General features: G+C 51.4%; 20 protein-coding genes, 1 tRNA gene and 1 pseudogene. 8 read left to right on the top strand and 14 right to left on the bottom strand.

Annotated elements, in window-relative coordinates:
- Positions 1 to 34: 34 nt before the first annotated feature.
- Both mddA and AB1598_12205 read left to right on the top strand, forming a co-directional pair.
- On the top strand, positions 35 to 820 hold the full coding sequence (gene mddA, locus AB1598_12210; protein MEW6145770.1) for a methanethiol S-methyltransferase: 786 nt from the start codon (positions 35 to 37) through the stop codon (positions 818 to 820).
- Positions 821 to 2,061: 1,241 nt separating this feature from the next.
- Positions 2,062 to 2,385: pseudogene (locus tag AB1598_12205) on the top strand (tyrosine-type recombinase/integrase).
- A gap of 6 nt (positions 2,386 to 2,391) precedes the next feature.
- On the opposite strand, the gene AB1598_12200 reads toward AB1598_12205, so the two are convergent.
- The 7 genes from AB1598_12200 to AB1598_12170 all read right to left on the bottom strand — a co-directional run bounded on the left by AB1598_12200 (position 2,392) and on the right by AB1598_12170 (position 10,048).
- Positions 2,392 to 2,468, bottom strand: a tRNA-Ala gene (locus AB1598_12200).
- A gap of 152 nt (positions 2,469 to 2,620) precedes the next feature.
- The gene (locus AB1598_12195) at positions 2,621 to 4,087 is read right to left on the bottom strand and encodes an AAA family ATPase (protein MEW6145769.1); all 1,467 of its coding nucleotides are present in this window, start codon (positions 4,085 to 4,087) and stop codon (positions 2,621 to 2,623) included.
- A gap of 72 nt (positions 4,088 to 4,159) precedes the next feature.
- On the bottom strand, positions 4,160 to 5,707 hold the full coding sequence (locus AB1598_12190) for a 2-isopropylmalate synthase (protein ID MEW6145768.1): 1,548 nt from the start codon (positions 5,705 to 5,707) through the stop codon (positions 4,160 to 4,162).
- Positions 5,708 to 5,811: 104 nt separating this feature from the next.
- Positions 5,812 to 6,570: a Nif3-like dinuclear metal center hexameric protein gene (locus tag AB1598_12185; GenBank protein MEW6145767.1), complete on the bottom strand. Its 759-nt coding sequence runs from the start codon at positions 6,568 to 6,570 to the stop codon at positions 5,812 to 5,814.
- A 339-nt stretch (positions 6,571 to 6,909) separates the two neighbouring features.
- Positions 6,910 to 7,173, bottom strand: a complete 264-nt coding sequence (locus tag AB1598_12180) for a GlsB/YeaQ/YmgE family stress response membrane protein (GenBank protein ID MEW6145766.1) — start codon at positions 7,171 to 7,173, stop codon at positions 6,910 to 6,912.
- A gap of 167 nt (positions 7,174 to 7,340) precedes the next feature.
- Entirely contained in the window at positions 7,341 to 8,717 is a 1,377-nt protein-coding gene (locus tag AB1598_12175; protein MEW6145765.1) for a sigma-54 dependent transcriptional regulator, read from the bottom strand.
- 62 nt (positions 8,718 to 8,779) lie between these two features.
- Complete coding sequence (locus AB1598_12170; GenBank protein ID MEW6145764.1) at positions 8,780 to 10,048, bottom strand: ATP-binding protein; 1,269 nt, start codon at positions 10,046 to 10,048, stop codon at positions 8,780 to 8,782.
- Positions 10,049 to 10,378: 330 nt separating this feature from the next.
- Between AB1598_12170 and AB1598_12165 the strand changes: the two genes are divergently transcribed.
- Positions 10,379 to 11,041 carry a LysM domain-containing protein gene (locus AB1598_12165; GenBank protein MEW6145763.1) on the top strand — a complete coding sequence of 221 codons (663 nt, stop codon included), beginning with the start codon at positions 10,379 to 10,381 and terminating at the stop codon, positions 11,039 to 11,041.
- A gap of 56 nt (positions 11,042 to 11,097) precedes the next feature.
- On the opposite strand, the gene AB1598_12160 is transcribed toward AB1598_12165, so the two are convergent.
- Positions 11,098 to 11,304: a hypothetical protein gene (locus AB1598_12160; GenBank protein ID MEW6145762.1), complete on the bottom strand. Its 207-nt coding sequence runs from the start codon at positions 11,302 to 11,304 to the stop codon at positions 11,098 to 11,100.
- A gap of 156 nt (positions 11,305 to 11,460) precedes the next feature.
- Here AB1598_12160 and AB1598_12155 point away from each other — a divergent pair, with 156 nt between their 5' ends.
- A complete protein-coding gene (locus tag AB1598_12155) occupies positions 11,461 to 12,021 on the top strand; it encodes a tetratricopeptide repeat protein (GenBank protein MEW6145761.1) in 561 nt (186 codons plus the stop codon).
- A gap of 199 nt (positions 12,022 to 12,220) precedes the next feature.
- Complete coding sequence (locus tag AB1598_12150) at positions 12,221 to 12,796, top strand: OmpA family protein (GenBank protein MEW6145760.1); 576 nt, start codon at positions 12,221 to 12,223, stop codon at positions 12,794 to 12,796.
- 190 nt (positions 12,797 to 12,986) lie between these two features.
- Here the strand turns inward: AB1598_12150 and AB1598_12145 are convergent, their stop codons facing one another.
- The 4 genes from AB1598_12145 to AB1598_12130 form a co-directional block, all read right to left on the bottom strand.
- Positions 12,987 to 15,002: a hypothetical protein gene (locus AB1598_12145; protein ID MEW6145759.1), complete on the bottom strand. Its 2,016-nt coding sequence runs from the start codon at positions 15,000 to 15,002 to the stop codon at positions 12,987 to 12,989.
- Between the two features lie 454 nt (positions 15,003 to 15,456).
- A complete protein-coding gene (locus AB1598_12140) occupies positions 15,457 to 16,224 on the bottom strand; it encodes an IPTL-CTERM sorting domain-containing protein (GenBank protein ID MEW6145758.1) in 768 nt (255 codons plus the stop codon).
- Between the two features lie 338 nt (positions 16,225 to 16,562).
- Positions 16,563 to 17,318 carry a hypothetical protein gene (locus tag AB1598_12135; GenBank protein ID MEW6145757.1) on the bottom strand — a complete coding sequence of 252 codons (756 nt, stop codon included), beginning with the start codon at positions 17,316 to 17,318 and terminating at the stop codon, positions 16,563 to 16,565.
- A gap of 378 nt (positions 17,319 to 17,696) precedes the next feature.
- Positions 17,697 to 18,566 carry a magnesium chelatase domain-containing protein gene (locus AB1598_12130; GenBank protein MEW6145756.1) on the bottom strand — a complete coding sequence of 290 codons (870 nt, stop codon included), beginning with the start codon at positions 18,564 to 18,566 and terminating at the stop codon, positions 17,697 to 17,699.
- A gap of 223 nt (positions 18,567 to 18,789) precedes the next feature.
- On the opposite strand from AB1598_12130, the gene AB1598_12125 reads away from it, so the two are divergent.
- From AB1598_12125 to AB1598_12115, 3 genes are all read left to right on the top strand, one after another.
- The gene (locus tag AB1598_12125; protein ID MEW6145755.1) at positions 18,790 to 19,509 is read left to right on the top strand and encodes an alpha/beta fold hydrolase; all 720 of its coding nucleotides are present in this window, start codon (positions 18,790 to 18,792) and stop codon (positions 19,507 to 19,509) included.
- A gap of 378 nt (positions 19,510 to 19,887) precedes the next feature.
- Positions 19,888 to 21,114, top strand: a complete 1,227-nt coding sequence (locus AB1598_12120; protein MEW6145754.1) for an efflux RND transporter periplasmic adaptor subunit — start codon at positions 19,888 to 19,890, stop codon at positions 21,112 to 21,114.
- Between the two features lie 40 nt (positions 21,115 to 21,154).
- Entirely contained in the window at positions 21,155 to 24,286 is a 3,132-nt protein-coding gene (locus tag AB1598_12115; protein ID MEW6145753.1) for an efflux RND transporter permease subunit, read from the top strand.
- 126 nt (positions 24,287 to 24,412) lie between these two features.
- On the opposite strand, the gene AB1598_12110 is transcribed toward AB1598_12115, so the two are convergent.
- Positions 24,413 to 25,384: a hypothetical protein gene (locus AB1598_12110; GenBank protein ID MEW6145752.1), complete on the bottom strand. Its 972-nt coding sequence runs from the start codon at positions 25,382 to 25,384 to the stop codon at positions 24,413 to 24,415.
- Positions 25,381 to 25,965, bottom strand: coding sequence for a hypothetical protein (locus AB1598_12105; GenBank protein ID MEW6145751.1), 585 nt, complete (start codon positions 25,963 to 25,965; stop codon positions 25,381 to 25,383). Before AB1598_12105 ends, AB1598_12110 begins: the two co-directional genes overlap by 4 nt.
- Between the last annotated feature and the right edge of the window lie 36 nt (positions 25,966 to 26,001).

The raw sequence follows: 26,001 nt of genomic DNA, 5'->3' as shown, positions 1-26,001 counted from the left end.
TATTTAGAATTTATGAAATCAGGAGGGAGAAAAAATGAAAGACGATATTTCTAAAAGAATAATAGTTTTCGGATATGGAGTGGTTTCTTATTTTTTATTTGTTGCAACATATTTATACGCCATAGGTTTTGTAGGTAATTTTCTGGTGCCTAAATCCATTGACTCAACCCCGGAAGCTCCTCTATCTCAAGCTCTATTACTGAATACGGTGTTACTGGGAATCTTTGCCCTGCAACACAGTATAATGGCCAGACCGGGATTTAAACGTATTTTGACCAAACTCATTCCCAAAGCAGCCGAGCGCAGCACCTACGTATTATTCTCGAACCTCGCGCTTATATTGTTATTCTGGCAGTGGCAACCTATGGGGGGAACCATATGGAACGCAGAAAATGAAACTTTAAGAATAATTCTGTACTCACTTTTTGCATTCGGGTGGGTGACTGTTTTAGTGACGAGTTTTCTGATAAACCATTTTGATCTATTCGGACTGCGCCAGGTATGGCTCTATTTGATGGGTGAAACGTATACTCAGCTTAAATTCGGAACGCCCGGACCGTATAAATACATAAGACACCCGCTATATGTCGGATGGTTGTTTGCTTTCTGGGCGACTCCGACTATGACCGCAGCCCATCTTTTCTTCGCTATCGCTACGACCGCTTACATACTCGTTGCCATCAGATACGAAGAAAGAGATTTGATATCAGAGCACGGTAGGGCGTACGAACAATATCGGGAGTCTGTTCCGATGTTTATACCGTTTACCAGGAAGATGAAACATCATACAGAAGAGAAGACGGTTGATACCGTAGCTTGAACTCGTGATATGGGACTGGGGCCGGCATGGCTGGTTTTCCGAATCCGATCCCGCTATCACAAAGCATGGGAGGTTATTATGAGCAAGATTCTAACGATATTAAAAGAGAATTATCTCTTTAGTATGTACAAGTACTATATCATCGATAGCGTCTTTATCATCAAGAACAGAGGTTTTAAAGAACTGTTACGAACCCGGGGACTGAAATTTATTCTCGTAGTGATTGCTTATTACATTGTAAGAGATTCATTTATTTATCTCGTTATTCCTTTCCTGGCAGCGAGCGGATTATTTTGACGGGGTGCTGAGCGCTTAAATAAGCCTGGATAGAAGGGCTGATGATATCATGTACACAGATCACATATCTAACTGGAACTAACTCAATCGTATCACAACCACCTGTAATCACTGGTGGAGATGAGGGGAATCGAACCTGGCGTCCGCGTTGCGGACACAGCCTCGCAATGAGCAGGGATTCATCAAATCTGAAACACGCAAAGCGGCCCGGACTAACTAAATGGCCGCTTACTCAGCTGGCAGTAGTTCGCACTTGTGACCGTCCGCACACGCATATCCCTCCGCACAGTCGCCGTCAGTAACACACTGCTGCTGACATGCTCCTCCGACACACGCATACGGGGTACATTCCTGCTCTATTCCGTTGGTCAGCTTTACGGTGAGAGCGTCCTTGCAGAAAGACGATATGGTGCCGCACTTGCCGGTTGCCGTATCGCACTTCCCAGCCTGAGAACAGTCCGCATCGCTGACGCATGACGTTTTGCAGGTGAGTCCTTCAGCATCACAGGCGTATGGCTCGCACGGATACGCGAAGTGCTTGACGCAGCTTTCCGTTCGCGGATCAAACTGGTAGACAATCGTAACGTCGTTCTCGCATGATGAATCACAAACCTGGTTCTGCTTTGCAAAGGAGAAAGGGGTCGCGGCGATTAAGAAGACCATAACAAGAACAACGATTTTGTCTCGCATGATCTAACCTCCTTTATTTAATTTACGTTCGGATGGACGTTATCAGCTCTGTTGAGCGGCCACGCCCTTGCCACCCGTCAAATCAATCTTACAATACGAGACTGGAAAAACTAAGCTGTTTTTTCTCGGGCTATCGATACAAGAGAGGTAGTAAAATTGAAGATCGCCCGGATCGGCAAAAACCTATGTTAGAAGAATCCGCAACCCCCTGAGATCACTGGTGGAGATGAGGGGAATCGAACGTATTTCTTAGCTCCAAAGGAACACCCTATAAGAGACATGACTCTTTAAAAAGAGCCTACACTCTCGCATTAGAAAAAGCAGGTATAAAAGGACTGAGGTTTCACGACCTGAGACATACCGCGGCAACAAGAATGGTTGAGCTAGGGCATTCTATAGTGGCGGTAAAGGAGATACTCGGACATTCGACCTTGGATATGACCATGAGATACGCTCACCCTAACGAGTCCCTAAAGATGGCTTTAGAAGGACTCTCTGCCTGTTTTTCTGACTCAATTGGTGACAAATCCGGTGACAGGAGAGATTTACAATCAAGGGAAGGTGACGCAACCCCCTGAAACCATTGGTGGAGATGAGGGGAATCGAACCCCCGACCTCCGCGTTGCGAACGCGGCGCTCTCCCAAGCTGAGCTACATCCCCACGGTTTCACGATGCAAGATGCACGATACAGGATACATGATGTGACATTTTTTTATCATGCAGCATGAATCTTGCATCTTGTATCCTGAATCATAACGGCAGGCAAATTATATAACACATTTCACGGCGGGCTTCAATTGACTGGCGGCCTATTACCTCGAAGCCTTGACCGCCCTGTTAGAAGCCCAGCGCTCGAGCTTCGATATCTCCTCCCTCATCGTGGTCGAGAGAGGCACAATCGAGGAAGCGGCGATTATGAGCTCCCTGTCGTCGAGCTCCTTCCCCTTTGAATAGGACTCGAAGAGCGCCGAAATGACGGCCTGCTCTATCTCGGCCCCGCTTAAGCCCTCCGTGTTCTTGGCGAGGGAATCGAGGTCGAACCCTTCGGGGTTCTTACCTCTGTTCTGAAGGTGTATCCTGAAAATCTCCTTCCTTTCTTTCAGGTTAGGCAACGTGATGAAGAATATCTCGTCGAACCTGCCCTTCCGCAGTATCTCGGGCGGGAGCAGGTCTATCTGGTTAGCCGTAGCGGTGACGAAGACTGGATACGCCTTTTCCTGCATCCATGTGAGGAAGTACCCGAATATCCTCGCCGTAGGGCTGTCCCCGGACTTCTCCCCGCTCCTCGTGATTCCCGCCTCGATCTCGTCTATCCACAGCACGCACGGGGCGCTCGCCTCTACCGTCTTTATCGCCTTCCTGAACGCTTCCTCGGGGCTCCCGAAAGATTCGCTGTAGACCTGATTCAAATCTAATCTCAAGAGCGGCAGGTTCCACGCGGTCGCTATCGCCTTAGCGCAGAGGCTCTTCCCGCACCCGCTTATCCCCATGAGAAGTATGCCCTTTGGCGTATCCAGCCCGAACTCCCTGGCCTCGCTCGAAAAGGCGAGCCTCCTTACGTTGAGCCACTCTTTTATATTCTCGAGCCCCCCGACCTTCTCTATATCGACCCTGCTCCTCACGAAATCGAGCGTCCCCGATTTCCTCACGAGCTGCGCCTTTTCTTCGAGCAGCGCGTCGACCGCGTCTTCCCCGAGCTCTTCCCTTCCGACGAGCGTCCTCCTGAGCGCGAGCTCCATCTCCAGCGCGCCGAGACCCTGGAGCGCGTTTATGGCCGCCTCCCTGAAATATGGCTTCATCGTACTCTGCACGCTCTCGGGCGTATAGTTTTTAATAACGAAGTCGAAGATCTTGCCGGTCTCAGCCCTGTCGGGGAGGTCGATATCGACGACGGCGACTTCCTTCTCGAGCTCAATCGGAACTGAAAGGGTGTTTGAAAGTATGAATATCGTGTTGGACGACTTTCTGAGCTTCTGGTACGCGTCTTTCAGCTTCCTTATCAGCCTGGGTTCGTCGAGAAAATAATTCACGTCCTTAAAAACGTAAAACCCCTTTACCTGCTCGACCATCACCCTGTCGAGCGCATTTACCAGGTTCTCGGCTCCCTCCCTGAATCCGTCGTTACACGCCCATACGGAGAACTTGCCGGACTCGCCGTATACGTTTTTCCCTATGGATTTGAGCGTATTCTCGACCCTCTCCTCCTCCCACGAGACGAGATAGATGATCGGGTAGCCCGCTTTTACGTAATTCTCGATAGTCTTTGTGGGGAACGCCATGACTATTGGTAAGTATATAGCAAGTCTGTCTGATTAGTTGCGGGAATGCGGATTATGAAGGATAGAGGACTATTACATCCCCTGCGACGTGACCCTCTTCGGGTGCTCTTTACGCCAGCGTAGCTTGTTGAGCGCGTTCACGTACGCTTTTACACTCGCAACCACTATGTCCGTATTGGATCCCTGACCCTGGGTTATGACGCCTTCGTCCTCGACCCTCACGGTAACCTCCCCCTGTGCGTCTATGCCTTCGGTAATAGCTGTGACGACGTAGCTTTCAAGCGTAGGGCTGAGTCCCGTCGCTTTCGACACGGCCTGATACGCCGCGTCCACCGGGCCGTCCCCGCTCTCGGAAACGGTAACTTCCTTGCCGTCGATGAGGAGCTTCACCGTGGCCACGGGCTGCATGTCGGAGCCGCCCGAGTAGTTGGCGGTAATGAGCTTGTAAAAATCGGACGAGCGGACGAACTCTTCGCTTATAATAGCTTCGATGTCTTCGTCGAAGACGTATTTTTTCTTGTCCGCCAGGTCCTTGAACTTCTTGAACGCGCTCTCGAACGCCTTATCGTCGAGGAAATACCCGTAGTCCTCGAGGCGGTCCTTAAAAGCGTGCCGTCCCGAGTGCTTTCCGAGGATGAGCTTGTTCGAGGGAATCCCTACCTCTTCGGGGTCCATGATCTCATAGGTGATCCTTTCCTTGAGCACGCCGTCCTGGTGTATGCCCGCTTCGTGGGCGAACGCGTTCGCGCCGACGATAGCTTTATTCGGCTGGACGTTTACACCCGTAACCTGCGAGACGAGCCTGCTCGTCGGATAGAGCTGGTCGGTGTTTATTCTGGTCAGGTATGGATTGCGGTCGTTCCTGACCTTTAGTCCCATCACTATTTCTTCGAGCGAGGCGTTCCCAGCCCTCTCCCCGAGGCCGTTGATCGTGCATTCGACCTGCCTCGCGCCTTCCCTTATCGCGGCGATTGAGTTCGCGACCGCAAGCCCGAGGTCGTTATGGCAGTGTACACTCAGTATGATGTCGTCGAGGCCGGGGACCTTTTCCTTAAGAGTCCTGATGAAGAACGCGAACTCCTCCGGGACGGTGTATCCGACCGTGTCAGGGATGTTTATTATCTTTGCGCCTGATCTCACCGCGACGTCTACCGCGCGGCATAGGTAATCCAAATCCGTCCTCGTCGCGTCCTCGCACGAGAACTCGACGTTCTCCGTGTAGTGCCTCGCGTGCTTGACGGCGGTGCTGATGATCTCGAGCACCTCGTCCCTCGATTTTCTGAGCTTGTGTTTCAGATGGATGTCGGAGGTGGCGATGAATGTGTGTATTCTCGGGTACTCGGCGTTCTTGACCGCTTCCCAGCCCCTGTCTATATCGTTGAAATTGGCCCTGCATAGGCCCGCGATCTCGCAGCCCCGTATCTTCTCCGCAATGACCTTCACCGACTGAAAATCGCCTTCTGAAGAAATCGGGAAGCCGGCTTCGATGACATCGACGCCGAGCTTTTCGAGCTGGTGAGCCACCCTGAGCTTCTCTTCCGCGGTCATGCCGCAGCCCGGGGCCTGTTCTCCATCCCTTAAAGTCGTGTCGAATATCTTCACCATATTGTCGCTGCCCATCTCTTACGCCTCCTCAAATTCAAATTAGTCTAAGACTTAGAGCATGTTTTGTCAATTGAAGGGCTGGCGTGGGGAATGGACGGGAACCCCGTTCGGGGAATTCCCTATAAACCTGTCGGCAGGTCTATGAAAACCGTCTCTATCCCGAATTTTTTCTTCAATATCCGGGACAACGCTTTTAACCCCAGAGTCTCGGTCGCGTGGTGGCCGGCGAATATTACGTTGACCCGCGCGTCCTTCGCCGTGTGGTAAATCTCGACCGCGTCCCCGGTTATGTATAGATCGACACCCGCATCGAGCGCATTGTAAAACCCGCTGTAGCTCCCCCCGCCGCTGCAGACTGCTATCGACCTGACTCTATCCGGGCCGAACGGGAGCACCCTGCATATCGTGCTTAACTCACGGTTGAGCTTCTCCTCGATATCTTTGAGCGGAAGCCCCTTCTTGACCTCCCCTATCCAGCCGATGTTTTTCCCGTGGTAGTGAAAGAATTCTTCCGTAATCTTGGCGCCCAGCAATTTTAGGAGCTCCGCGTTATGACCGATCTCTTTGTGCCTGTCGAGCGGATTGTGGCTCACGTAGAGAGAAATATCGTTCTCGAACAGTATCCTTATTCTTTCCTTCGCCCAGCCGGTTATGGAAGGGTTGCGGAAATCCCAGAAATGTCCGTGATGCACTACTAGCAAATCAGTCTTCTCCCCGGCTGCTTTCTCGAAAGCCTCGACTCCCGCATCCACCGCAAACGCGACCTTCTTCACATTCCCCTTTCCCTCGAACTGGAGCCCGTTCCACGAGGAATCATCTATGTCATCGGTTTTGAGATAATCATCCAGGAATGCAACGATCTTGTTCAGCTTCGGCATAGATTCAAAGTATGCACAACTAACGGATTCTTGGTAAGTTCACTAGAACAAAACCCTCGGGTTCGCTTCTTTAATCCTCATACCTTGTAGGAGCGGCTTTCCTGAATAGATCCTGAAATAAATTCAGGACATGGTTCAGGACAGGCCAGCCCTTAGAAAAAGAACGGTTCTGAATGTGTGCAAGAACCAGACGCCATACCAACAAAGGCGTATGAGTAAATTATCTTCCGCGTCGTCGTTGCCTAAGCCAAAATAGGTTAGGGAGGATTTTCCTTTCCTAAAAACCGTTTATCCTGAGCGCACACGTAGTGTGCAGTCGAAGGATGTAAGGTTCTTAGGTCAAGCCTTCCCCTTCACCAACCTGTACACTGCCAGCAGAATGATAGAGCCCGCGACCGCGAATAAAAAGCTCTTGAGGTTGAAGCCGGGCTGTACTTGAGTCCCTCCGAACATCGGCATACTGGCAATAAGCCCGCCAACGAACGCCCCGACGACGCCAATCGCTATAGTGCCGATAAAGCCCCCGGGGTCCTTTCCGGGCATCAGCATCTTTGCGACTGCCCCCGCCACGAGTCCGAATATTATCCACGAGATTATCTCCATCATTTCATTCTCCTTTGTCGAGCCCCAGACGGAAACTGATGCACGTATAAAGCGACATATTACAATTTTTTCCCGAAAAGCTCAAAACCGAGATCTCTTTACCAACAATCAAGATACGAGGGAACTTTCGGCTGGTTTGTTACGAGAATTTTATCTCTGCGATTACATCAATTGAGCAGGTCCATCTTAATCATCCTGTTCCTGAGCACCTGTCTCGTAACCCCTAGCATATCGGCGGCCTTGGTCTGGTTCCAGCTGCTGAGCTCGAGCGCTTTCCTGATGACCATCTCCTCGACCGTATCCAGCGTGAGCTTGTCCATATCGAGCTCGAAGAACATCTTGTGCTCGTCGCCATGAATTTTTACTCCCTTGCTCTGCTCGTCGATCTGCACGTACTTAGGGTTGAGCGTGTCGCCTTCGCTGAGCAATACCGCCCTCTCTATGGTGCTCCGTAGCTCGCGGACGTTCCCCGGCCACTGGTAGCCCATAAACGCCATTTCTACTTCCTCGGGGACGTGCTTTATGTTCTTGTTGAAATCCACGTTGAAGTAACTTATAAAATGCTCCGTGAGAAGGGGGATGTCCTCCCTCCTCTCCCTCAGGCTCGGCATCTCGAAATTTATCACGTTGAGCCTGTGGTAGAGGTCCTCCCTGAAAAGGTTCTTTTCGACCAGGTCCTTCAAGTCCTTGTTCGTTGCGGCGACGACCCTCACGTCTACTTTTATGTCCCTCTTGCCGCCGATCCTCCTGAACGTCCTCTCCTCGACCGCCTTCACGAGCTTCGCCTGGAGGGCGGGGCTCATATCCCCTATCTCGTCGAGAAAAATAGTCCCGCCGTTAGCGTCCTCCAATATTCCGGTCTTCATCTTTTTAGCGTCGGTGAACGAGCCCGCCTCGTGTCCGAACAGCTCGCTTTCGAGGAGTGTTTCAGGAATCGCCGCGCAGTTGAGCTCTATTATAGGCTTCTCAGCCCTCACGCCGTTGTGGTGGAGAACCTTCGCCGCAAGCCCCTTGCCGGTCCCGCTCTCGCCGCTTATCAGCACCGTCTTGGGGTCGGTCGTAACGAGCTTCTCGAAGAGCTCGATAATTTTCCTGATAGCCTCGCTCTTTCCTATTAATGCATGAAACCCGTACTGCTTCTGCTCGCTCCTTAACCTCGTGTCGAGGTTTTTTTTGAGCCCGACGTTATCGAGAGCGTTCTTCACGATTATTTTAAGCTTGTCTATGGAAAAGGGTTTCTCTATAAAATCATACGCGCCCTTTTTAATGGCCGAGACCGCCATGTCCACGTTGCCGTGCCCGCTCATGAGAATTGTCACGGGCCTGGGGTCCATATTATTTATCTGGCCCAGGGCCTCGATCCCGTCCATGTCCGGGAGTCTCAGGTCGAGCAGGATCAGGTCAGGGTTGTCTCTCCTGGCAAGAAGAAGCCCTGACTCTCCGTCGTTGGCGGCGCTGACGAGAAATCCCTCGTCTGAGAGGCTCTCGCTCAATTTTTTACAGAGGAAATCCTCGTCGTCGATTATCAATACGGTCTGGCTCAATCTTTACTCCTTGACATAGAATACACCAGCGGACTCGGGTTCTCGACAGGAGCGCCTCGACACTAGACCGATATTCTGGCTTTCTCCATTGAGCTCCCGGGTAAAACCAGCGTAAAAGTAGAACCCTTCCCCAATTCGCTTGAAACAGTGATCCTCCCGTCGTGTGCTTCCGCGATTCTTTTTGATATCGCGAGCCCGAGGCCGGTACCTTGTTTTTTGCTCGTATAAAAGGGCTCGAAGACCTTATCTATATCCTGCGGCGGAATGCCGTGGCCGGTATCCGTGACTCTTATATGGAGCTCCCCGTCGACGCTTTCGGTCCCGACCGTCACCTTTCCTCCTCCCGTCCCGAGTGCGTCTATTCCGTTTATCAGGAGGTTGATGACGACCTGCTGGCACTTCTCATAATCGAGATTGAATTCTTCAGAGCACCCGAGGTCCGTTTCTATGGTCACTCCCTTTTCTTCCGCGATCGGAGACACCACAAGGATAGACCTTTCCACTATATCGTTTGGATCGGCTTTTCTGAAATCCATTTCCTTCGGGACCGAAAGCTGAAGCAGATCCTTCAGGATTCGATCGAGCCTCCTTACCTCTTTCAGGACCTCCGAAATGGACTGCTGCTGGTCATTGTCATCCGATTTGCTTTTCATTATTTCAAGCGCAACGGTGATCCCCGAAAGCGGGTTTTTTATCTCATGCGCTATGCGAGCCGCGAACTCTCCGATCGTCGCAAGCCTCTCCGCCTTGATAAGCTCGTTCTGCTGTTCCCTGATCTCGCTTGTCGCCTCGTCCACCCTCTCCCTGAGGGTCTCGTTGAACCTCTTTGTCTGCTCGAGCAGCTCCAGGTTGCTCCTGTGGGTGTCCTCTATGTTCTGAAGCATTTCGTTGAACGAGCCGGCCAGCGCGGAAATCTCGTCGGCTTCCCCCACGCTCTTGATCCTGTAGGAGTAATCCCCCTTCTTTACGGTTTTTGTGGCGTTTATCAGCCGCTCAATCGGTCTCGTGATCTTTGACGGGAAGAGGACAGTAATCATTCCCGCGAATAGCAAAGATAATCCGACAGCGATCAATACGTAGGTGTAATTATATTTCAGCTGCTCGTCGACGAGCGCCACGGCGCGGTCGACGATCTCCTTGCCGATACCGGGGTCGGGCTCGATCGTGTTGTCAGGGTTCGAGAACAGCTTATACAGGGTAGAATACCTTCCCTCGATATTGGAAGCCGCGTCGTTCAGCCTGTAGACGTTGTATACAAAAAGACCCCCGATGATAACCATGAGAATCAGCATGAGGCCGAACCCGAGCCTTATCTGTTTACTGAGTTTCAATTTTAGTCTCTCCCGACCCTCTGCGGAGGTAAAAGATAATTCTACCAGCTTTTACCCGGAAGAATTAAATGTTTTTCAAACCCGAAAATTAATAATCTCTCGATATCAGCAAAGAATCCGCATTGTAAGATTCTAAACAGCTTGTTCTGTTCCATATGCGACTGACCGGTCATTCTTCGTTCCCCCCGCCGGACGAATTCTAAATGCAACCAAAAGGAATCATTAAAAATATGCGACGCGAGCGCAGACCTGGCACGGCTTTTGCCGTTATTGCCTTGAGTATGCATAGAATATGCATGCATAAAATCCTATACCAGGGAGGTATTAGATATGAATCGTTTATTACTAGCATCGATTTTAGCTACGGGGCTTGCTCTCGGCGGAGCGAGCGGGGTTTATGCGGCCGATCAATATGGAAATCCCGAAGACGGCAGCCAGCCGTCGGAGAATTACCAGCTCGATCCGGCCCAGGATCAGCACAGTGCGGTAGGCGGACAGTATACGGTTAAGGCCGGAGACACGCTCGCAACGATAGCGGAAGAGCAGCTCGGGTCTCAGGACAGGTGGCAGGAAATAGCGATGGCCAACAACCTCGAGAACCCGGACCGGATTTTCGAGGGGCAGACGCTGACGATTCCGGCTGAGGACGGCGCGGCCGGCCAGGCGAATAATGAGGAAATCTCTCAGGAGCAGGATATCGCAGCAGAAACTTCTGCGAAAGATGCCGAATCCGGCTCAGGTGATATGACGGAAAGCGAAAAGCCGGAGGACAGTCAGCCCATGAACCGTGAGCAGGAGCTCAAGGGCGAGATCACGGAAATCAGCCCCGATAATGACAAGTTGTCACTTAAAGACGAGCAGGGAATGACACATTCCTTCACTAAATTCGAGGACGACACTATGCTCGAAGGAGTGACGGTAGGCGATTTCGTCAAGCTCGAAATCGAAAACGGCACGGTCATTTCTCTGGAAAAGGTCGAGAAGAGCGCCTGAACCGAAAGACTCTCACACACCCTAACTTCTTTAGCGGCTATGCGCTAGCCTGCTATTCAAGTTAATATGCCGGCAGGGACGTTTGCCCCGTCCCTGCCGCTTTTTTTATTCATCTCCCCCTCCCCCCTGTAGATGTTAAATAATTCGCGGATGGAATTCTCTAATTTTCTTGTCATGTTGAGCCAAATCCTGAACCACTTCCCGGCAATCTCATCCTGTATCGTGAATCTTGCGTGATTGTAGGAGCGGCTTTCCTGAATCAAGTTCAGGACAGGCCAGCCGCGAAAACAAACCTGTATTTGCCAATTATCAGGATCGCTTTGACAACACTGAATTATTATCAGATAATTCTCTCCTCGGGGTGAAAAAGACTTAGCAAGTTAATGCCCTACGACAATTGAACAATCCCGGGGTCGCATATGAAGATATCGATCTGCGCCATATTAGCTTTCTCGTGCATGCTTGCCGGCTGCATCGCCGGTCCCGGTTCCATACAGGAGCTCAACGAGAGGCAGGAAAGCCTCGAAAAAACAGTCGCGGCCATGTCAAGTGATTTAAACGACATACAGAGAAGACTCGAAATTCAGGGAGCGAGAATCAGGAGCCTCGAGCAGAATTATTCTGACATGTATATGAAAATGGACGACCTCCAGAAGAAGCGGGTCCTGCCGGCGTCGCCCAAGGGCGAATCCCCTCTCGAGGAGATACCACCACCCCCTACGGGAGACCTCTACCAGCGCGCAACCGCCCTTTACAACGAGGGGCAGTATCTGAACGCTATACTGGCTTATCAGGTATTTATCGACACTTATCCGAACGACGGGAAAGTCGCGGACGCTTATCTGAAGCAGGGCCTTTCTCTCGTTAAAATCGGGAGGCCTGACGGGGCGAAATTCTTTTTCAAGACTCTCATAGACAGGTTCCCCGATTCGAGAGAAGCCGCTCTCGCAAAGCAGGAGCTCGATAAAATCAACCCCTGATACGGCCGATTACCCGGTATATTTCCGAACAACCCGGATTGTACGAATCTGTACAACCCTAAATCTCTAATAGCCTGAATCTGTCTCTATGCTCCGTAATATCCCGGCATTATAGAACTATTCAGCGTCCCCGCTATGGCACAGGGATTGCACTTATTATCCCCAGGCAGTCAAGCTCAATTTACAGGAGGTAATCGATATGAATAAACATTCTAACTCTTGGTATAGGTATTTATTAGCTGCAGTTCTCGGCGTATTTATTGTCATGGGGATCTCGTCGACCTACGTACACGCGGTTTCAAACGGGCAAGAGCCCGGCTCCGGACTGTCAGGCGCGGCCTCGTCATCCGACTCCGCTCTGCCCAATCCGTACATCCCCGAATTAAAGGACGTCTTCTTCGACCCGGGCAGCTTTGAAATAAGGGATGACGCGAAGCCAGTGCTCGACGAAAATGTCAGCGTCCTCAAAGAATCGCCCGATATTGACGTCGTGATCGAGGCGTATTGCAGTGCGGGTGAGAATTCAGCGGACACGCTTGGCGCGGATAGAGCCGACTCCATAAAAAAGTATTTCATAGATATGGGAATTGACCCCGACAGAATCATAACGGCCGACGGATGCCGGGATTCAGCTAAACAAGTAGCTTCCGGTACGGATGATCTGGGGCTCGAAAGTAGAGTGAACTTTATTCCAATGGACAGGGTTCTCGATAAGGATTCTTTCGCACTCAATGCGTGCTGCAGAGACTCGGGAAGAAAAGGTTTGATAAACTGAAGCCTTAAACAAGGAAACCCTATTCTCAATATCTCCTCTAATATGCAAAAGCCGTTGAGCTGTCATTCCGCCCAACGGCTTTTGTTCTTTAACAGAAATTATCGTACTGAAATTTTTGAGGGATTGCCGGTGACAGAAAAGAGGCGCTCAGCCGCGATACGGCATATGCGCCTCATTTCGTCACCTTAGCTCATACGTTTCCCGTGCCCCTCTTAGCCCGCCTCCTGAGCACCATGATCGAGATCAGCACCATGAGCAGCGGCATCCCTGCCGACGCCCAGCCGGAGAGTGTGGGTATCGAGTTTATTCGTGGACCCGGGAGTGGCGTTCCCGGCGGTTCTGACGGATCGATCGTCGGAACAGGCCCTGTCGGCGTTGGTCCCGGAGGGGCCGGATCGACATCCGTATCCTCGTCATCAGAGTTGTCGCCCGGGTCAGGGTCGTTGACGTCTCCTATCACAGATGCGCTGTTCACGTTGTTTCCGACGACCGTCGGGGTAACTGTTATCGTAACTATCACGCTGTCCCCGTCCGCTATGTTTCCGAGGCTGCATGTAACTACACCCGCCGCTTCGCCGCAGCTCCCCTGCTCGGCCGTGGCCGAGCCGAATACGGCCCCAGCGGGCAGTGTATCAGTCACTACGACGTTCGTCGCCGTGTCGGGCCCCGTATTAGTAACCGTGAGAGTATACGTCAGCGGCTGATTTACAATTACAGGGTCGGGGCTGTCCGACTTTGCGATTGAAAGATCGGCGTTCTGCGGAACTGGATCGACAGCCGTATTTTCGGTATCCGAATTATTGTTGCTGTCGGGATCGCTCTCGTCACCTGCAACGGAGACCGTGTTAACGGCCGTTCCGGTAGCGGTCGGAGTAATTATGATCGTGATATTTACGCTGCTTCCGCTCGGAATGCCGCCCAGGTTGCACGTTACTACTCCCGCTGCCTCACCGCAGCTACCCTGTTCCGGCGTGGCGGAGCCGAAGGTCGCGCCTGCGGGGAGAGTGTCCGTCCCGACGACGTTCGTAGCGTCGTCGGGACCCAGATTCGTAACCGTAACCGTGTACGTCAGCTGCTGATTGACGATTACCGGGTCGGGGCTGTCCGACTTTACGACCGAAAGATTGGCGCTCGCGGGACCGGCCCCCTCGACAGTCGTGGATTCCGTATCCGAATTATCGTCGGGGTCGGGGTCGGGCTCGTTCCCCGACACTACGGCCATATTTGAAATAATACCGGCCTGTGTGGGTGTTACAGATATAGTAACAGAGGCGTTATCCCCGTTTGCTATGGTCCCCAGATTACAGGTGAGCGTCTGGCCGACGAGCGGGTTGCACGTCCCCTGGCTGGGAGTGGCGTTGTTGAACGTAAAACTCGAAGGTATTACGTCGGTGACGGTGACTCCGGTCGCCTGGTCAGGCCCGCTGTTGGTCACGGTCAGCGTGTACGTGAGGACGTTACCCACTGTAACGGGGTCGGGACTGTCGGCTTTGGTAATGGAGAGATCGGCTGATGCTTGTACCTCATTACACTGCACCTGCGCCTGGGATTGTGAAATAATAATATCCCCGCTGAGTGCGCCTATCAGCGTGAGAATCGTATTCGTCAGGTCGACGTGTATTGCGTTTACGGTTATACCTCTGCTGGTAACGCCGTCGCCGGTTACTATCTGCTCGTTCAGCACGACCCTGATGCCGAGGAGGTTAATGAGCTCGAAATTGGGCGGGGGGTTCACGGCGATGCTGAGACCGAGCCCGAGCGTTCCTCCCACGGACGCTCCCTCTATCGTCGTCGTCCCCGTAGCCGTCAGGCTGCCCGTGCCGCAGTCCCCGCTTACATCGGCAGTCGAAACGACGGTATCGGCCCCGATCGTCAAAAGCTGTAGCGCCCCCACTATGGAGAGGGCCAGGTCGTCGACCGTGGCATCGGCAGAAGTGTTGTCATTTGCGATAACAGAGCTCGCGTTCGTCGCGAGGACGCCGGTCGATAGAATATTCCCCGTCAGGCCTGTGGACAATCCGGCACTCAGCACCGTGTCAGAGTCCGAATAATCGGGCGGCGCATTCCCCGAAGCGGTGGATACGGGTCCCAGATCGATGTTGATGCCCGGGCCGAGAAGCGGCAGCAATGTCAGGTCCGCGAACGCGCCGAACGAAGAGCTGGTGCCCGTAGTCTGAGCAGTTGCGATCGTCGGTATTGAAACCAAGCTTAGAGCGATTAACAGAAAAACAGGTCGAGCCAGTCGTAAGAGATACACCCCTCCCCGATTCTTGAAGAGATTCACTTCAGCCTCCTTTAAGCCTTTTTTAAATATCCCCTGTTTTACTTTAGTGCCAATTTTAATGCATATTGCATCTATTTGTAATATATGATTTATCTTTTTGTAATAAAATCTTGTGAGTTGCCTGGAACTTAGTTGAAGATGTAATAGAGGCTTCGTTATTCTTTACTGTGTCCGGGTAATCGAATACCCCGCACGCAACCGGTGAATTCTCCCGTATAATTCTGTGAAGAAAAACATTTCTAAGATGAAAAGCCGCGCGTACGGACTCGGTTTTAGCTCGAATATCGAACAGTGATCAATCTCGGAAAAGAATTCGGAAAGGCGTTGGCTGGGGTTCTTGCATAATCTTCGAACCCCAGAATATTTCAATCTCAGATTAGGCCATCTTTTTGTTCTTCCTCAAAACGAACACTCCAAACATTCCTAATCCCGCCGCCAAAGCTATTAATCCCCATTCGGAAAGTGTTGGGATATTAGATACGAAAGTGAAAGGCACAAATTGAGTTACCAAAGCTATGTTATCTACAGTTCCGTCCGGACTGTTTACATTAACACTCGAAACACGTGAAGTAATATTTCCAAATTCGTTCGTTGCGTCAAAAAAGACAAAACCAAGATCTACGTTAAAAATATCTACGGCTGTTGGAATTCTAACATCAAGAAGTAAATTTCCTGTTGACGGATCAAAGGAAAATGGCGTTTGTAATGGTATAGTAATATCAAACGGGCACGGGGTCACCGTACAGGTTGGAGCTGACAAGGTTAGATCACCGAAAAATACCGTTGTGTTATCCGGCCCTATATTATTCGCAAAAATACTATCGAGTCCGCCCGGAACCGCCTGAGTAGTAGACAAATCTATACGTACATCAGGCAAAACAGCTGGTTCGAAGGCGGAAGGAAAGCTGCTTTCCAGACGAAAATTTATACTACTAATGTTTAATGATCCAATCTCAGAACCGAGATATACCTGCTGATACCTCATGCTAAGACAATTGCAATTAAAGGGATATCCGTTATCTATATTCCCTTCTACATTCGTAAGACTACTTGGAACTACAACCGCACCTTGTGCAAATACAGAATTTAGTGAAATTAAAATTAGAAAGGAGCAAGTAACAGCAGCTAGTCCAACTCTTCTCATCCCACCCTCCTTAATCAAACATCAAATGCATTATAATATGAAGTCGCCGACGGAACAAGTAGTAATTCCACCGGCTAACTAGCTTCGATAATCGACTTGAATCAAATGATAACCGTCGGAACCTAAAATCATGTACCGCATTGCCCGCAATTTGATTCGTCGGTGTTCGTGTCAATACACTTATCAATGCAAAGACTTTCGTCAGGTTGTCATTGAGGAATACACGTCCCACTATCACATGTCTCACCAGCCGCACATGTATTACCGCATTGCCCGCAATTTGACTCGTCTGTGTTCGTGTCAACAGACGTATCAGCGCAAAGAGTTTCGCCAGATTGTCATGGATTACACGTCCCATTAACACATGTGTCACCCGGCGCACATACGACGCCGCATTGCCCGCAATTTGATTCGTCGGTGTCCAAGTCAAAACCATTATCCACGATGCCATCACAATCGTTGTCTAAACCATCGCATACTTCATCACTAGCTTGGCATACACACGCCCCACTATCACATATTTCACCGAGCGCACATACAGTGCCGCATTGCCCGCAATTTGATTCGTCGGTGTCCAAGTCAAAACCATTATCCACGATGCCATCACAATCGTTGTCTAAACCATCGCATACTTCATCACTAGCTTGGCATACACACGCCCCACTATCACATATTTCACCAAGCGCACATACGACGCCGCATTGCCCGCAATTTGATTCGTCGGTGTTCGTGTCAACACACGTACCGTTACAATCAGTTTCACCAGGTGCGCAGACTCCGGGAGTAGTGCCCACTATAATTGGCAAAGTTACCACACAGTCGGCTTTTTCATTAGATTTGCACTGAATAGGTATCTCTTCACAGACAGCTTCAACTTCTTGTCCACAGTCAACTGCACAAGTACCTTCAGGAATACCTTCTTTGGTACAGTCAATCGCTGTGTTTGAAAAATCATTAGGGCATGGAACAGCCCTCAAACTTTTTTGCGTTTCACAAACACATTTAACTGTTACATTACAATCTTCAGCAAATGCGCCCGAATAAATACCTAATAATACATAAATAAATAATATTAAATAAATGGATCTTCTCATGATTTGTTGTTCCTCCTTATTGAATTTTCACCTCTTCCTCACAAATATCTTATTTCCACTAGTGATCTGAAAGCACAGTGTAGTACCATATCTAACATTTGTCTGTTTTAATTGCTAGTATTAATTTTTTATCATACTTAAGTATTAATATTTATTCTGTACCCCCATTAAGAGCCTATTTAAATAAATCCAGTAACTTTCGTGGAATAAAGGAGCGGCATTAAAATATCGGAGGAGGTTATTGACCTCCCCCCGGAAAACCGGATCTGATAAAATTGGAGGAATTTAGCAAAATACTTAATTAAACAGGAGTGATTTTGTCATGAAAAAGTCCAGGCTCACCTAGGAGCGGATTGCGAATGCCTTGGGTTGAAACCGTCACGAAGGTATCTGAGGTATGCCGGAAGACATGGGTAGCGGAGAATGCGTTCTACAACTGGAATTAAAAGTATGGCGGCCTGGAGGCATCGAGAAAAAAACTGCGTAATGCGTAAAAAATGAAAACGTAAAAATAAAACGACTGTTTATTTCCGGGATTATATTCGGGAGCCTCCGGGCGAGCATCGTCTTCCCCGTGCCGGGAGATCCTATCATTAGCACGTTATGTCCCCCGCTTGCCGCGACTTCGAGCGCGCGCTTTACGTGCTCCTGCCCTTTGACCTCGTGGAAGTCGACGTCGTAGGTCTTGGCGTGCGTGAAGATCGATCCGATGTCTACTCTTGTCGGATGTATTTCCCTCTTGCCTTCTATGAACTCTACTATATCATGGAGCGATTCCACGGCGAATACGTTTACGCCCTCGACGACCGCGGCCTCTTCGGCGTTCTCCTTGGGGAGTATAATCCCCTTGAGCCCGGAGTCCCTCGCGCATATCGAGGAAGGCAGCGCGCCCTTTATCGGCTTCACCTTTCCGTCGAGAGAGAGCTCTCCGAGGATCACGTATTCCAGCAGCGGCTCATGGTCGACGTAACCCAGCGCCGCGAGGATGCCGAGCGACATCGGGAGGTCGAAGGCAGAGCCGTCTTTCCTGATATCCGCAGGGGCTAGGTTGACAGTGACTCTTCTCACAGGGAATTCGTAGCCGCAGTTCTTAATCGCCGCGCGCACGCGCTCCTTTGATTCCTTGACGGCCCCTTCGGGGAGCCCTACTGTGTTGAACTGGGGGAGCCCGAACGCGAGATCGACCTCTACATCGACCAGGTATGCGTCAACTCCGAGCACTGCGCTTGAAAGGACCTTGGCGATCACAATTAGGGCTTTATTATAACCATTATTAAAAGAATTTTGATACCTTACTAATCTTGCTATGGATTTTCTTTCCGCTCATAGGCTGTCCGGACTAAGAGTGGTTTAATAAATTATTTCCTATCGTTCCGGGGACGCATGCCTGAAACCTGATTTTTGATATGGAATCAGCCATTTCTCATGGTTTAATTGATGTTACGACTTATCGACTCAAGGAGGCAGGATTATGAGCACATACGTATTGATTCACGGAGGATGGGCAGGCGGCTGGGTTTGGGACAAGGTGACGCCGCTCCTCGAGAGAAATGGACATAAAGTCGTTACGCCCGATCTGCCTAGTCACGGGAATGACGAAACGCCGATTCAAGAGGTTACACTTCAGTCATATGCCGATCAGATCTGCGAGGTTCTGAAGGCGCAGTCCGCACCAGCCATCCTGGTGGGCCACAGTTCGGGCGGTATTGCCATCACGCAGGCCGCCGAGTATTGCCCCGATAGAATTGAGACACTTGTCTATCTGTCGGCATATCTCCTGCCGAACGGGGTGTCTCTTTTGCAATACGTAACGGGGGACACAGAATCATCTATAGGCTCTCTATTGATAGTCGCTGAGGATCAGAGCTGCGTCACGCTCAGGGAGGAGGGACTAAAAGCCGTCATTTTCGGCGACTGTGCGGATGAGGATGTGGACCGATTCAAATCGCTCATGGTTCCTGAGGCGGCTGCGCCTGTCGCAACACCTCTGACAACTACCGAAGAAAACTTTGGCAGGGTTCCGAGAGTCTACATAGAATGTCTTCAAGACAGGGCAATATCGCCATCGGTACAAAAGGAGATGTATACACACATTCGTTGTGAGAGAGTTATCTCGATGAATACCAGTCATATGCCGCTTTTCTCAGCGCCGGAAGAGCTGGCAGGACATTTGAGCTCATTGTCTCTATAGGGCACGAGGGAAGAGACTTCTTTGATTATGTCCTCAGCGGGGCCTGGTTAACAGTCGTCCTGTCTTGTCACCTGTGTCAGGGTTAATTTGGCAACGTACATCATATATCAGCTGATCGCCACTTAAAAATTGATTGACAGAAAGGGCTTTCTTGCGAATATTTATATAGTTCAAAGTAAGCACTTACTTACACTTTCTGATAAATCTTAAGCTTTTGCGCGGGACGATATGAAAAGCCTGAAACAAACGGATTGTTTATAATTATCGTAGTACGGCGGTTTGTCGGGACATGCCTTCTTGACCGAGGGTTTGAGGGATCGTGACAGCGAATCGACTTACCTTAACACATTCTCGAACAATAACCGTGGGAGGCAGGATTTGATCACTCCCCGCCTAGGTTACTTCTATATAATCTCCGTTCTATTGTTGACAATCACGGCATGTTCCGGTGGGAGCGATGAACGCGGAAACGGTACGGATCGAGAAAGCGAGGGCGTTCCCGTCAGGGTCGCAAGGGTCGAGCAGAAGGACGTGCCCGTTCAACTCACAGCCATAGGCAACGTTGAGGCGTATTCGATCGTCGAAGTCAAGCCGCAGGTGAACGGTGAGCTGGCGAAGGTCTATTTCAAGGAGGGCGAGAACGTAAGCAAGGGCGAGCTCCTGTTCCTTATAGATACCAGGCCTTATGAAAATGCCCTCAGGCAGGCGGAAGCCAATATGGCGAGGGACTCCGCCATGCTCAAGAAGGCGGAGCAGGACGCGCTCCGCTACGAGGACCTCATCAGTAAAGGGGTGGTGTCGGCGCAGCAATATGACCAGGTCCGTGCGGAGCACGAATCGCTCGAAGCAACGGTCAGGGCGGACAGGGCGGCGGTCGAGAGTGCGAAGCTCGAGCTCGAATACTGTTCTATACGATCCCCGATCGACGGGCGTATAGGGGAGATACTCGTCCACGAAGGCAATACCGTGGAATCCCGCTCGACGCTGCTGGCGGTTATAAACCAGACGAAGCCGGTGAACGTCAATTTTTCCGTGCCCGAGCAGTTCCTGGCCCTGATAAGAAGCTATTTGGCGGAAGCCGGCGACTTGAAAGTCTATGCAAGCGTGCCCGCGGGCAGCCGCGGAGCCGTGCGGAGGGATGCTGATGCTGAGGGCATAAAAAATACCGTGGATCTAAGTACGGAGAATGAGCCCGCAGTCGGCACGCTCAGTTTCGTAGACAACCAGGTCAACGAATCCACAGGGACCATCATGATGAAGGCAGTTTTTCAGAACGATTCGGAGACACTCTGGCCGGGCAAGTTTATCAATGTGACGATCAATCTCACGACGCAGCAGGACGCGCTCGTAATACCCGCGCGCGCAGTCCAGACCGGCCAGCAGGGGGATTACGTCTACGTAGTCAAGCCCGACTCAACTGTGGAACAGCGCCTTGTGGCTCCGGGAGCGAGGATCGGGGATGAAGTGGTAATCACGAAAGGCCTCGAACCCGGGGAGATCGTCGTCACCGAGGGACAGCTCAGGCTCGGTCCCGGAGTAAAGGTGAGGATCGAAGAAAGCACGGGGAGAGTATCCGAAAAAGGGTCGGAAGTAAGCAGCAATTAGTGCGAAACCGGAGAATTAAGGAAATCGGGGGACTCGGCATTTGAACCTTTCCGGAATATTCATCAGGCGCCCTGTAATGACGTCGCTCATTATGGCGGCAATACTGCTTTTCGGGATCGTCGGTTACAGGGCACTTCCGGTAAGCGACCTCCCCAACGTGGACTTCCCTACCATCCTAGTCAGCGCAAGCCTCCCCGGAGCGAGCCCGGAGACGATGTCCTCCTCAGTCGCCACACCTCTCGAGCGGCAGTTCTCGACGATCGAGGGTGTCGATTCGATCACCTCGGTGAGCTCGCTGGGCTCTACGCAGGTCACTATCCAGTTCGACCTCAGCAGAGAGCTCGACGCGGCCGCCCAGGACGTTCAGACCGCGATATCGAGGGCGACGCGGCTCCTGCCGCAGGACATGCCTCAGCCGCCGACGTACAGAAAGGTAAATCCGGCCGACCAGGCAATAATCTACTATGCATTGAGGTCCAGCAGTCTCCAGCCGTGGGAGCTGAACGAGTATGCCGATACCATCCTTGCCCAGCGCATATCCATGGTCAAAGGGGTTGCGCAGGTGCAAATCTTCGGGTCCAAGAAATTTGCAGTCAGAATAGAGCTAGACCCCAATGCATTGAGCAGCAAGGGGATCGGTATCAACGAAGTCGAAGAGGCTGTGAACAGCGCTAACGTGAACATGCCGACGGGCGCGCTATACGGGCCCGATAAAGCCTATACGATCCTGGCATCCGGCCAGCTTTATAACGCAGAGGCTTATAAGGACATTATTGTCGCATACCGGGACGGCTCGCCTGTACGGCTGAGTGAGCTTGGTGATGTTGTGGATAGTATTGAGGATGACAGGAATGCGGCGTGGTTCGTTACGAAGGACTTTCAGGAGCGTGCGGTGATCCTCGCGGTCCAGCGCCAGCCGGGCACCAACACGGTCGCGGTAGCGGACGGCGTGAGGGAAGTCATACCTTCACTCAAAGCTTACCTGCCTCCGACCGTGAACCTCGACCTGCTTTACGACCGCTCCCAGTCGATAAGGGACTCAATGGCGGAAGTGAACTTTACCATGGCGATTACTCTAGGGCTCGTCGTCATGGTCATCTTCATCTTTCTACGAAACGTCTCGGCAACCATCATTCCGAGCCTCGCCCTGCCCCTGTCCATCGTTGGGACGTTCGTCGTCATGTATCTCTGCGGGTACAGCCTCAACAACATCTCCATGATGGCCCTTATCCTGGCGATAGGGTTTGTCGTTGACGACGCCATCGTGATGCTCGAAAACATAATCAGACACATGGAGATGGGGAAAAAGCCCCTCCAGGCGGCATTCGACGGCTCAAAGGAAATAAGCTTCACGCTCGTCTCGATGACAATCTCTCTGGCCGCCGTTTTCATACCGGTGCTTCTCATGGGAGGGGTGATAGGAAGGCTTTTCAAAGAGTTCGCCGTATCGATCATGGCGGCGATACTTATTTCCGGTTTCGTATCACTCACACTTACACCCATGCTCTGCAGCCGCTTCCTCAGGAGCGGGAGAGAGCAAAAGCACGGGCGCCTTTATAATATGATGGAGAGATATTTCGACTCCATGTTCAGGATGTATGAATGGAGCCTCATGCGAGTGCTCCAGCACCGCTTCGCGTTTCTCCTGGTAAACGCCGCGATACTTTTAATCACCGCCTACCTGTTCATGATAATCCCCAAGGGGTTTTTACCGAACGAGGACCAGGGAACCATCTTCACCATCACCGAAGCCCCCGAGGGGACCTCGTTCGAGAAGATGGTCGAATACCAGACTCAGGTATCCAATATCTTTAGAGAAAATCCTTATATAAGGGCTTTTTACTCAGCCATTGGAGGCGGCGGGGGCGGTACGACGGGTACTAACCAGGGACGCATGCTCATGAACCTCGTTCCCCGCGAAGACCGGCCGAGCTCATTCGATATAATAGATGAGCTTCGCCCCACTCTCGCGGAGCTGCCGGGGGTCACCGCTTTTATGCAGGACCAGCCGGAGATAAGGATAGGCGGGCAGTTCTCGAAAAGTCTTTATCAGTTCACGGTCCAGAGCCCGGATGTCGAGGAGCTTTATAAATATGTCCCCATTCTCGAAGCGAGAATGAAAGAGATGCCGGAGCTAAAGGACGTCACGAGCAACCTCGAGATCAAGAATCCCCAGGTAAACGTGGAGATAATGAGGGACAAGGCGTCCACTCACGGGGTATCGGCCGCGGAGATCGAAAACGCGCTCTATAATGCCTACGGAGACAGATGGGTGTCCACAATATATACGCCTACGAACCAGTTCCAGGTCATTATGGAGCTTAAGCCTGAGTATCAGCAGGATGTAAACGCCCTTTCGAGGCTGTACGTCAAGTCAGCCGACGGTACGCTCATACCGCTAGAGACGGTCGCGAGGTTCACCGAGAACGTAGGTCCCAAGACCATAAACCACTACGGGCAGTTCCCGGCCGTGACCATATCTTTCAACCTTACTTCAGGAGTGTCTTTGAGCGAAGCGGTCGATAAGCTCGATAAGCTCATAGAAGAGACCCTTCCGGGAAACATGAGCACGAATTATCAGGGCGTTGCCCAGGAATTCCATAGATCGCTGAGCGGTCTCGGGCTTCTTCTCGTCTTTTCGGTTCTTGTCATTTACCTGATCCTGGGCATTCTCTACGAAAGCTTCATCCATCCGATCACTATCCTGTCGGGTCTGCCCTCGGCGGGGTTCGGCGCGTTGCTGATACTCTTTATTTTCGGGATGGAGCTGAACGTATATGGTTTTGTCGGGCTTATAATGCTCATAGGCATAGTAAAGAAAAACGCGATCATGCAGATAGATTTCGCGCTCGATGCGCAGAGGAGTGATGGGAAGAGCCCTGTCGAGGCGATCTACCAGGGCTGCCTCATCCGTTTCCGTCCCATCATGATGACCACCATGGCAGCGCTTCTCGGGGCGCTGCCTCTGGCACTCGGCCACGGCGCGGGGGCCGAGTCGCGCCGCACGCTGGGCCTGACTGTCGTAGGAGGTTTACTCTTCTCCCAGCTCATCACGCTTTACCTTACGCCTGTGTTCTACGTGTACATGGACAAGTTCCAGAGCTACGTCCCCAAACTTTCCCTTTCGCGTCTCAGGGGAAAGCGGCCGGGAGAGAGTTACGCGTCGCGGTGAGTGAGGATTGACCGGAGGGAACACGGAAATCCGCGGAGACGTCCCGAACCGATTCTAAATCATATCTAGTCTGCGCTGAGCTTCACTTGAATATGAGGGGAAGCAGTCTACTGAGAGCAAAGCAGTTTATAGATCGTGTTTCAGATCGATTTCATAAACTGCCCAGTTGTCAAGGTCTTTTATTTTGTGCATGAAGGCCAGGCTGTCGAGTCTCTTTTTAATCGCATCATCCTTGACTGCAATTAGGCGTGTCTTTTCCTTCCTCATGTATTGCAGAATGTCGTCGTCCCCCATCGAAAGTAAAACGGAAGGGATTCCGGAGAACTCGTCCGATTCCTCTCTGTCAAACCTGACGCGGTCGAAGTGCCTGGCGGCGAGCTCGACGTAAAGGTAATCCCAGTAAAAAAGCTCCACCATGACGGTTTCCTCAGGATCGGCGACGTCTTTCTCCATGCTCTCTTTCAGGTATCGACCGATGCTCACGGCCGCTTTCGCACTTTTTACCTCAAAGTCGATTGCCTTCATGAAGTTGAGGCCCAGTATGAAAATCACGAGTATAGCCGCAGCGGCGCGTCTTATGCGGACATCGGTGAAGTATCCGCTGTATTTAAAAATGACGACGATGCCCAGGGCCGCGTACGGGAAGAATAATATTGAAAAGGGGAGCGAATAACGGCCTGGAGCGGCCGCAGCCGGGACCGAGAGGACGTTGAAAACGGAGTAGAAAATCAGGGTCCCAAAACCCACCGCGAACGGGAAGAGAGTGATCTCCTTCCTCTGCTGGCCGCCGAGCCAGTAGAGTCCGATAGGGAGGGATATCCAGAGCACATTACCGGTTGACGCAACCAGCCTGGGATAGTAAGAAAGCTTTTGAAGCGGTCCGATGTGATAGCCGTTGTAAAAACCCTTTGTAAAATCCGAGTGTCCGCGGAACATGGCGAGCCATTGTCCCGTCGCAAGATACTCGCTCGGAAGGTAGTTAATAATGAACAGGTTGCTGAGTATGAAAAACCCGACGAGCTTGACGAGTCCTCCGTAGTCCTTCTCCCCGAGCATGCGCCAGGCGAAGAAGCAGAGACACAGGTTTACTACGTTCACGAGTATCCAGCTCTGGCTGTGGAAGCCGGTCGATAAAAAAACAGGAGGCCGCCGATAACCAGATAGAGGCCTCTCCGCTCGGATACCCATTTCGATATGTAGTAAAGTCCGGCTACGAAGGGAGCCAGATAGTAGATATCGAGCATCGGCGTGCCGCTCAGCCAGATGAACCACGGGTTAAATACGAGTAAAAGGCCCGCGAGAAACGTAACCGGCAGCCGTCCGAACAGGTGCTGAACGAGCTTGATGAAATAAACGAGCAGGAAACAGGAAAAGAGGAAGGCGGTGATCCGGGGAGTCCAGATGACGTTGTCCCACACCATGAGCGCGAGGCCGTTGAGATAGGTCTCGAACGGCAGCCAGTTGCTCATGTATATAGCCGTCGGAATAGTGCCGTCGAGAGCCCAGCGCGCAGCCGTGATGCCGCGGGAGTATTCGTCCGCGCTTACGCTAAGAAAGCCAATCCTGTATAGATAGAGCTGCACGGCCAGCTTTACCATTAGTAGTGCGAGTATTGTCAGAGTCAGGTTGCTTACGTGAGGGTAGATTCTCTTTTCAAGACTGTTGTCTGTGCCTGTCATATAGAGAAACCATTTGTGCTTTTTTGAGTCAGCGCT

Source organism: Thermodesulfobacteriota bacterium (genome assembly GCA_040754335.1).
GTDB lineage: Bacteria > Desulfobacterota_D > UBA1144 > Nemesobacterales > UBA2774 > 2-12-FULL-53-21.
Note: the sequence above shows the minus strand (reverse complement) of the source record. Positions and strands in the feature narration are given on the sequence as shown.

What these genes read in the sequence shown, in the direction of transcription:
- AB1598_12185 (MEW6145767.1), bottom strand. Translation starts at nt 6,570, where the DNA reads ATGCCGAAGCTGAACAAGATCGTTGCATTCCTGGATGATTATCTCAAA.
- AB1598_12165 (MEW6145763.1), top strand. Translation starts at nt 10,379, where the DNA reads ATGAATCGTTTATTACTAGCATCGATTTTAGCTACGGGGCTTGCTCTC.
- AB1598_12195 (MEW6145769.1), bottom strand. Translation starts at nt 4,087, where the DNA reads ATGGCGTTCCCCACAAAGACTATCGAGAATTACGTAAAAGCGGGCTAC.
- AB1598_12155 (MEW6145761.1), top strand. Translation starts at nt 11,461, where the DNA reads ATGAAGATATCGATCTGCGCCATATTAGCTTTCTCGTGCATGCTTGCC.
- AB1598_12135 (MEW6145757.1), bottom strand. Translation starts at nt 17,318, where the DNA reads ATGAGAAGATCCATTTATTTAATATTATTTATTTATGTATTATTAGGT.
- AB1598_12125 (MEW6145755.1), top strand. Translation starts at nt 18,790, where the DNA reads ATGAGCACATACGTATTGATTCACGGAGGATGGGCAGGCGGCTGGGTT.
- AB1598_12140 (MEW6145758.1), bottom strand. Translation starts at nt 16,224, where the DNA reads ATGAGAAGAGTTGGACTAGCTGCTGTTACTTGCTCCTTTCTAATTTTA.
- AB1598_12150 (MEW6145760.1), top strand. Translation starts at nt 12,221, where the DNA reads ATGAATAAACATTCTAACTCTTGGTATAGGTATTTATTAGCTGCAGTT.
- mddA (MEW6145770.1), top strand. Translation starts at nt 35, where the DNA reads ATGAAAGACGATATTTCTAAAAGAATAATAGTTTTCGGATATGGAGTG.
- AB1598_12180 (MEW6145766.1), bottom strand. Translation starts at nt 7,173, where the DNA reads ATGGAGATAATCTCGTGGATAATATTCGGACTCGTGGCGGGGGCAGTC.
- AB1598_12105 (MEW6145751.1), bottom strand. Translation starts at nt 25,965, where the DNA reads ATGACAGGCACAGACAACAGTCTTGAAAAGAGAATCTACCCTCACGTA.
- AB1598_12190 (MEW6145768.1), bottom strand. Translation starts at nt 5,707, where the DNA reads ATGGGCAGCGACAATATGGTGAAGATATTCGACACGACTTTAAGGGAT.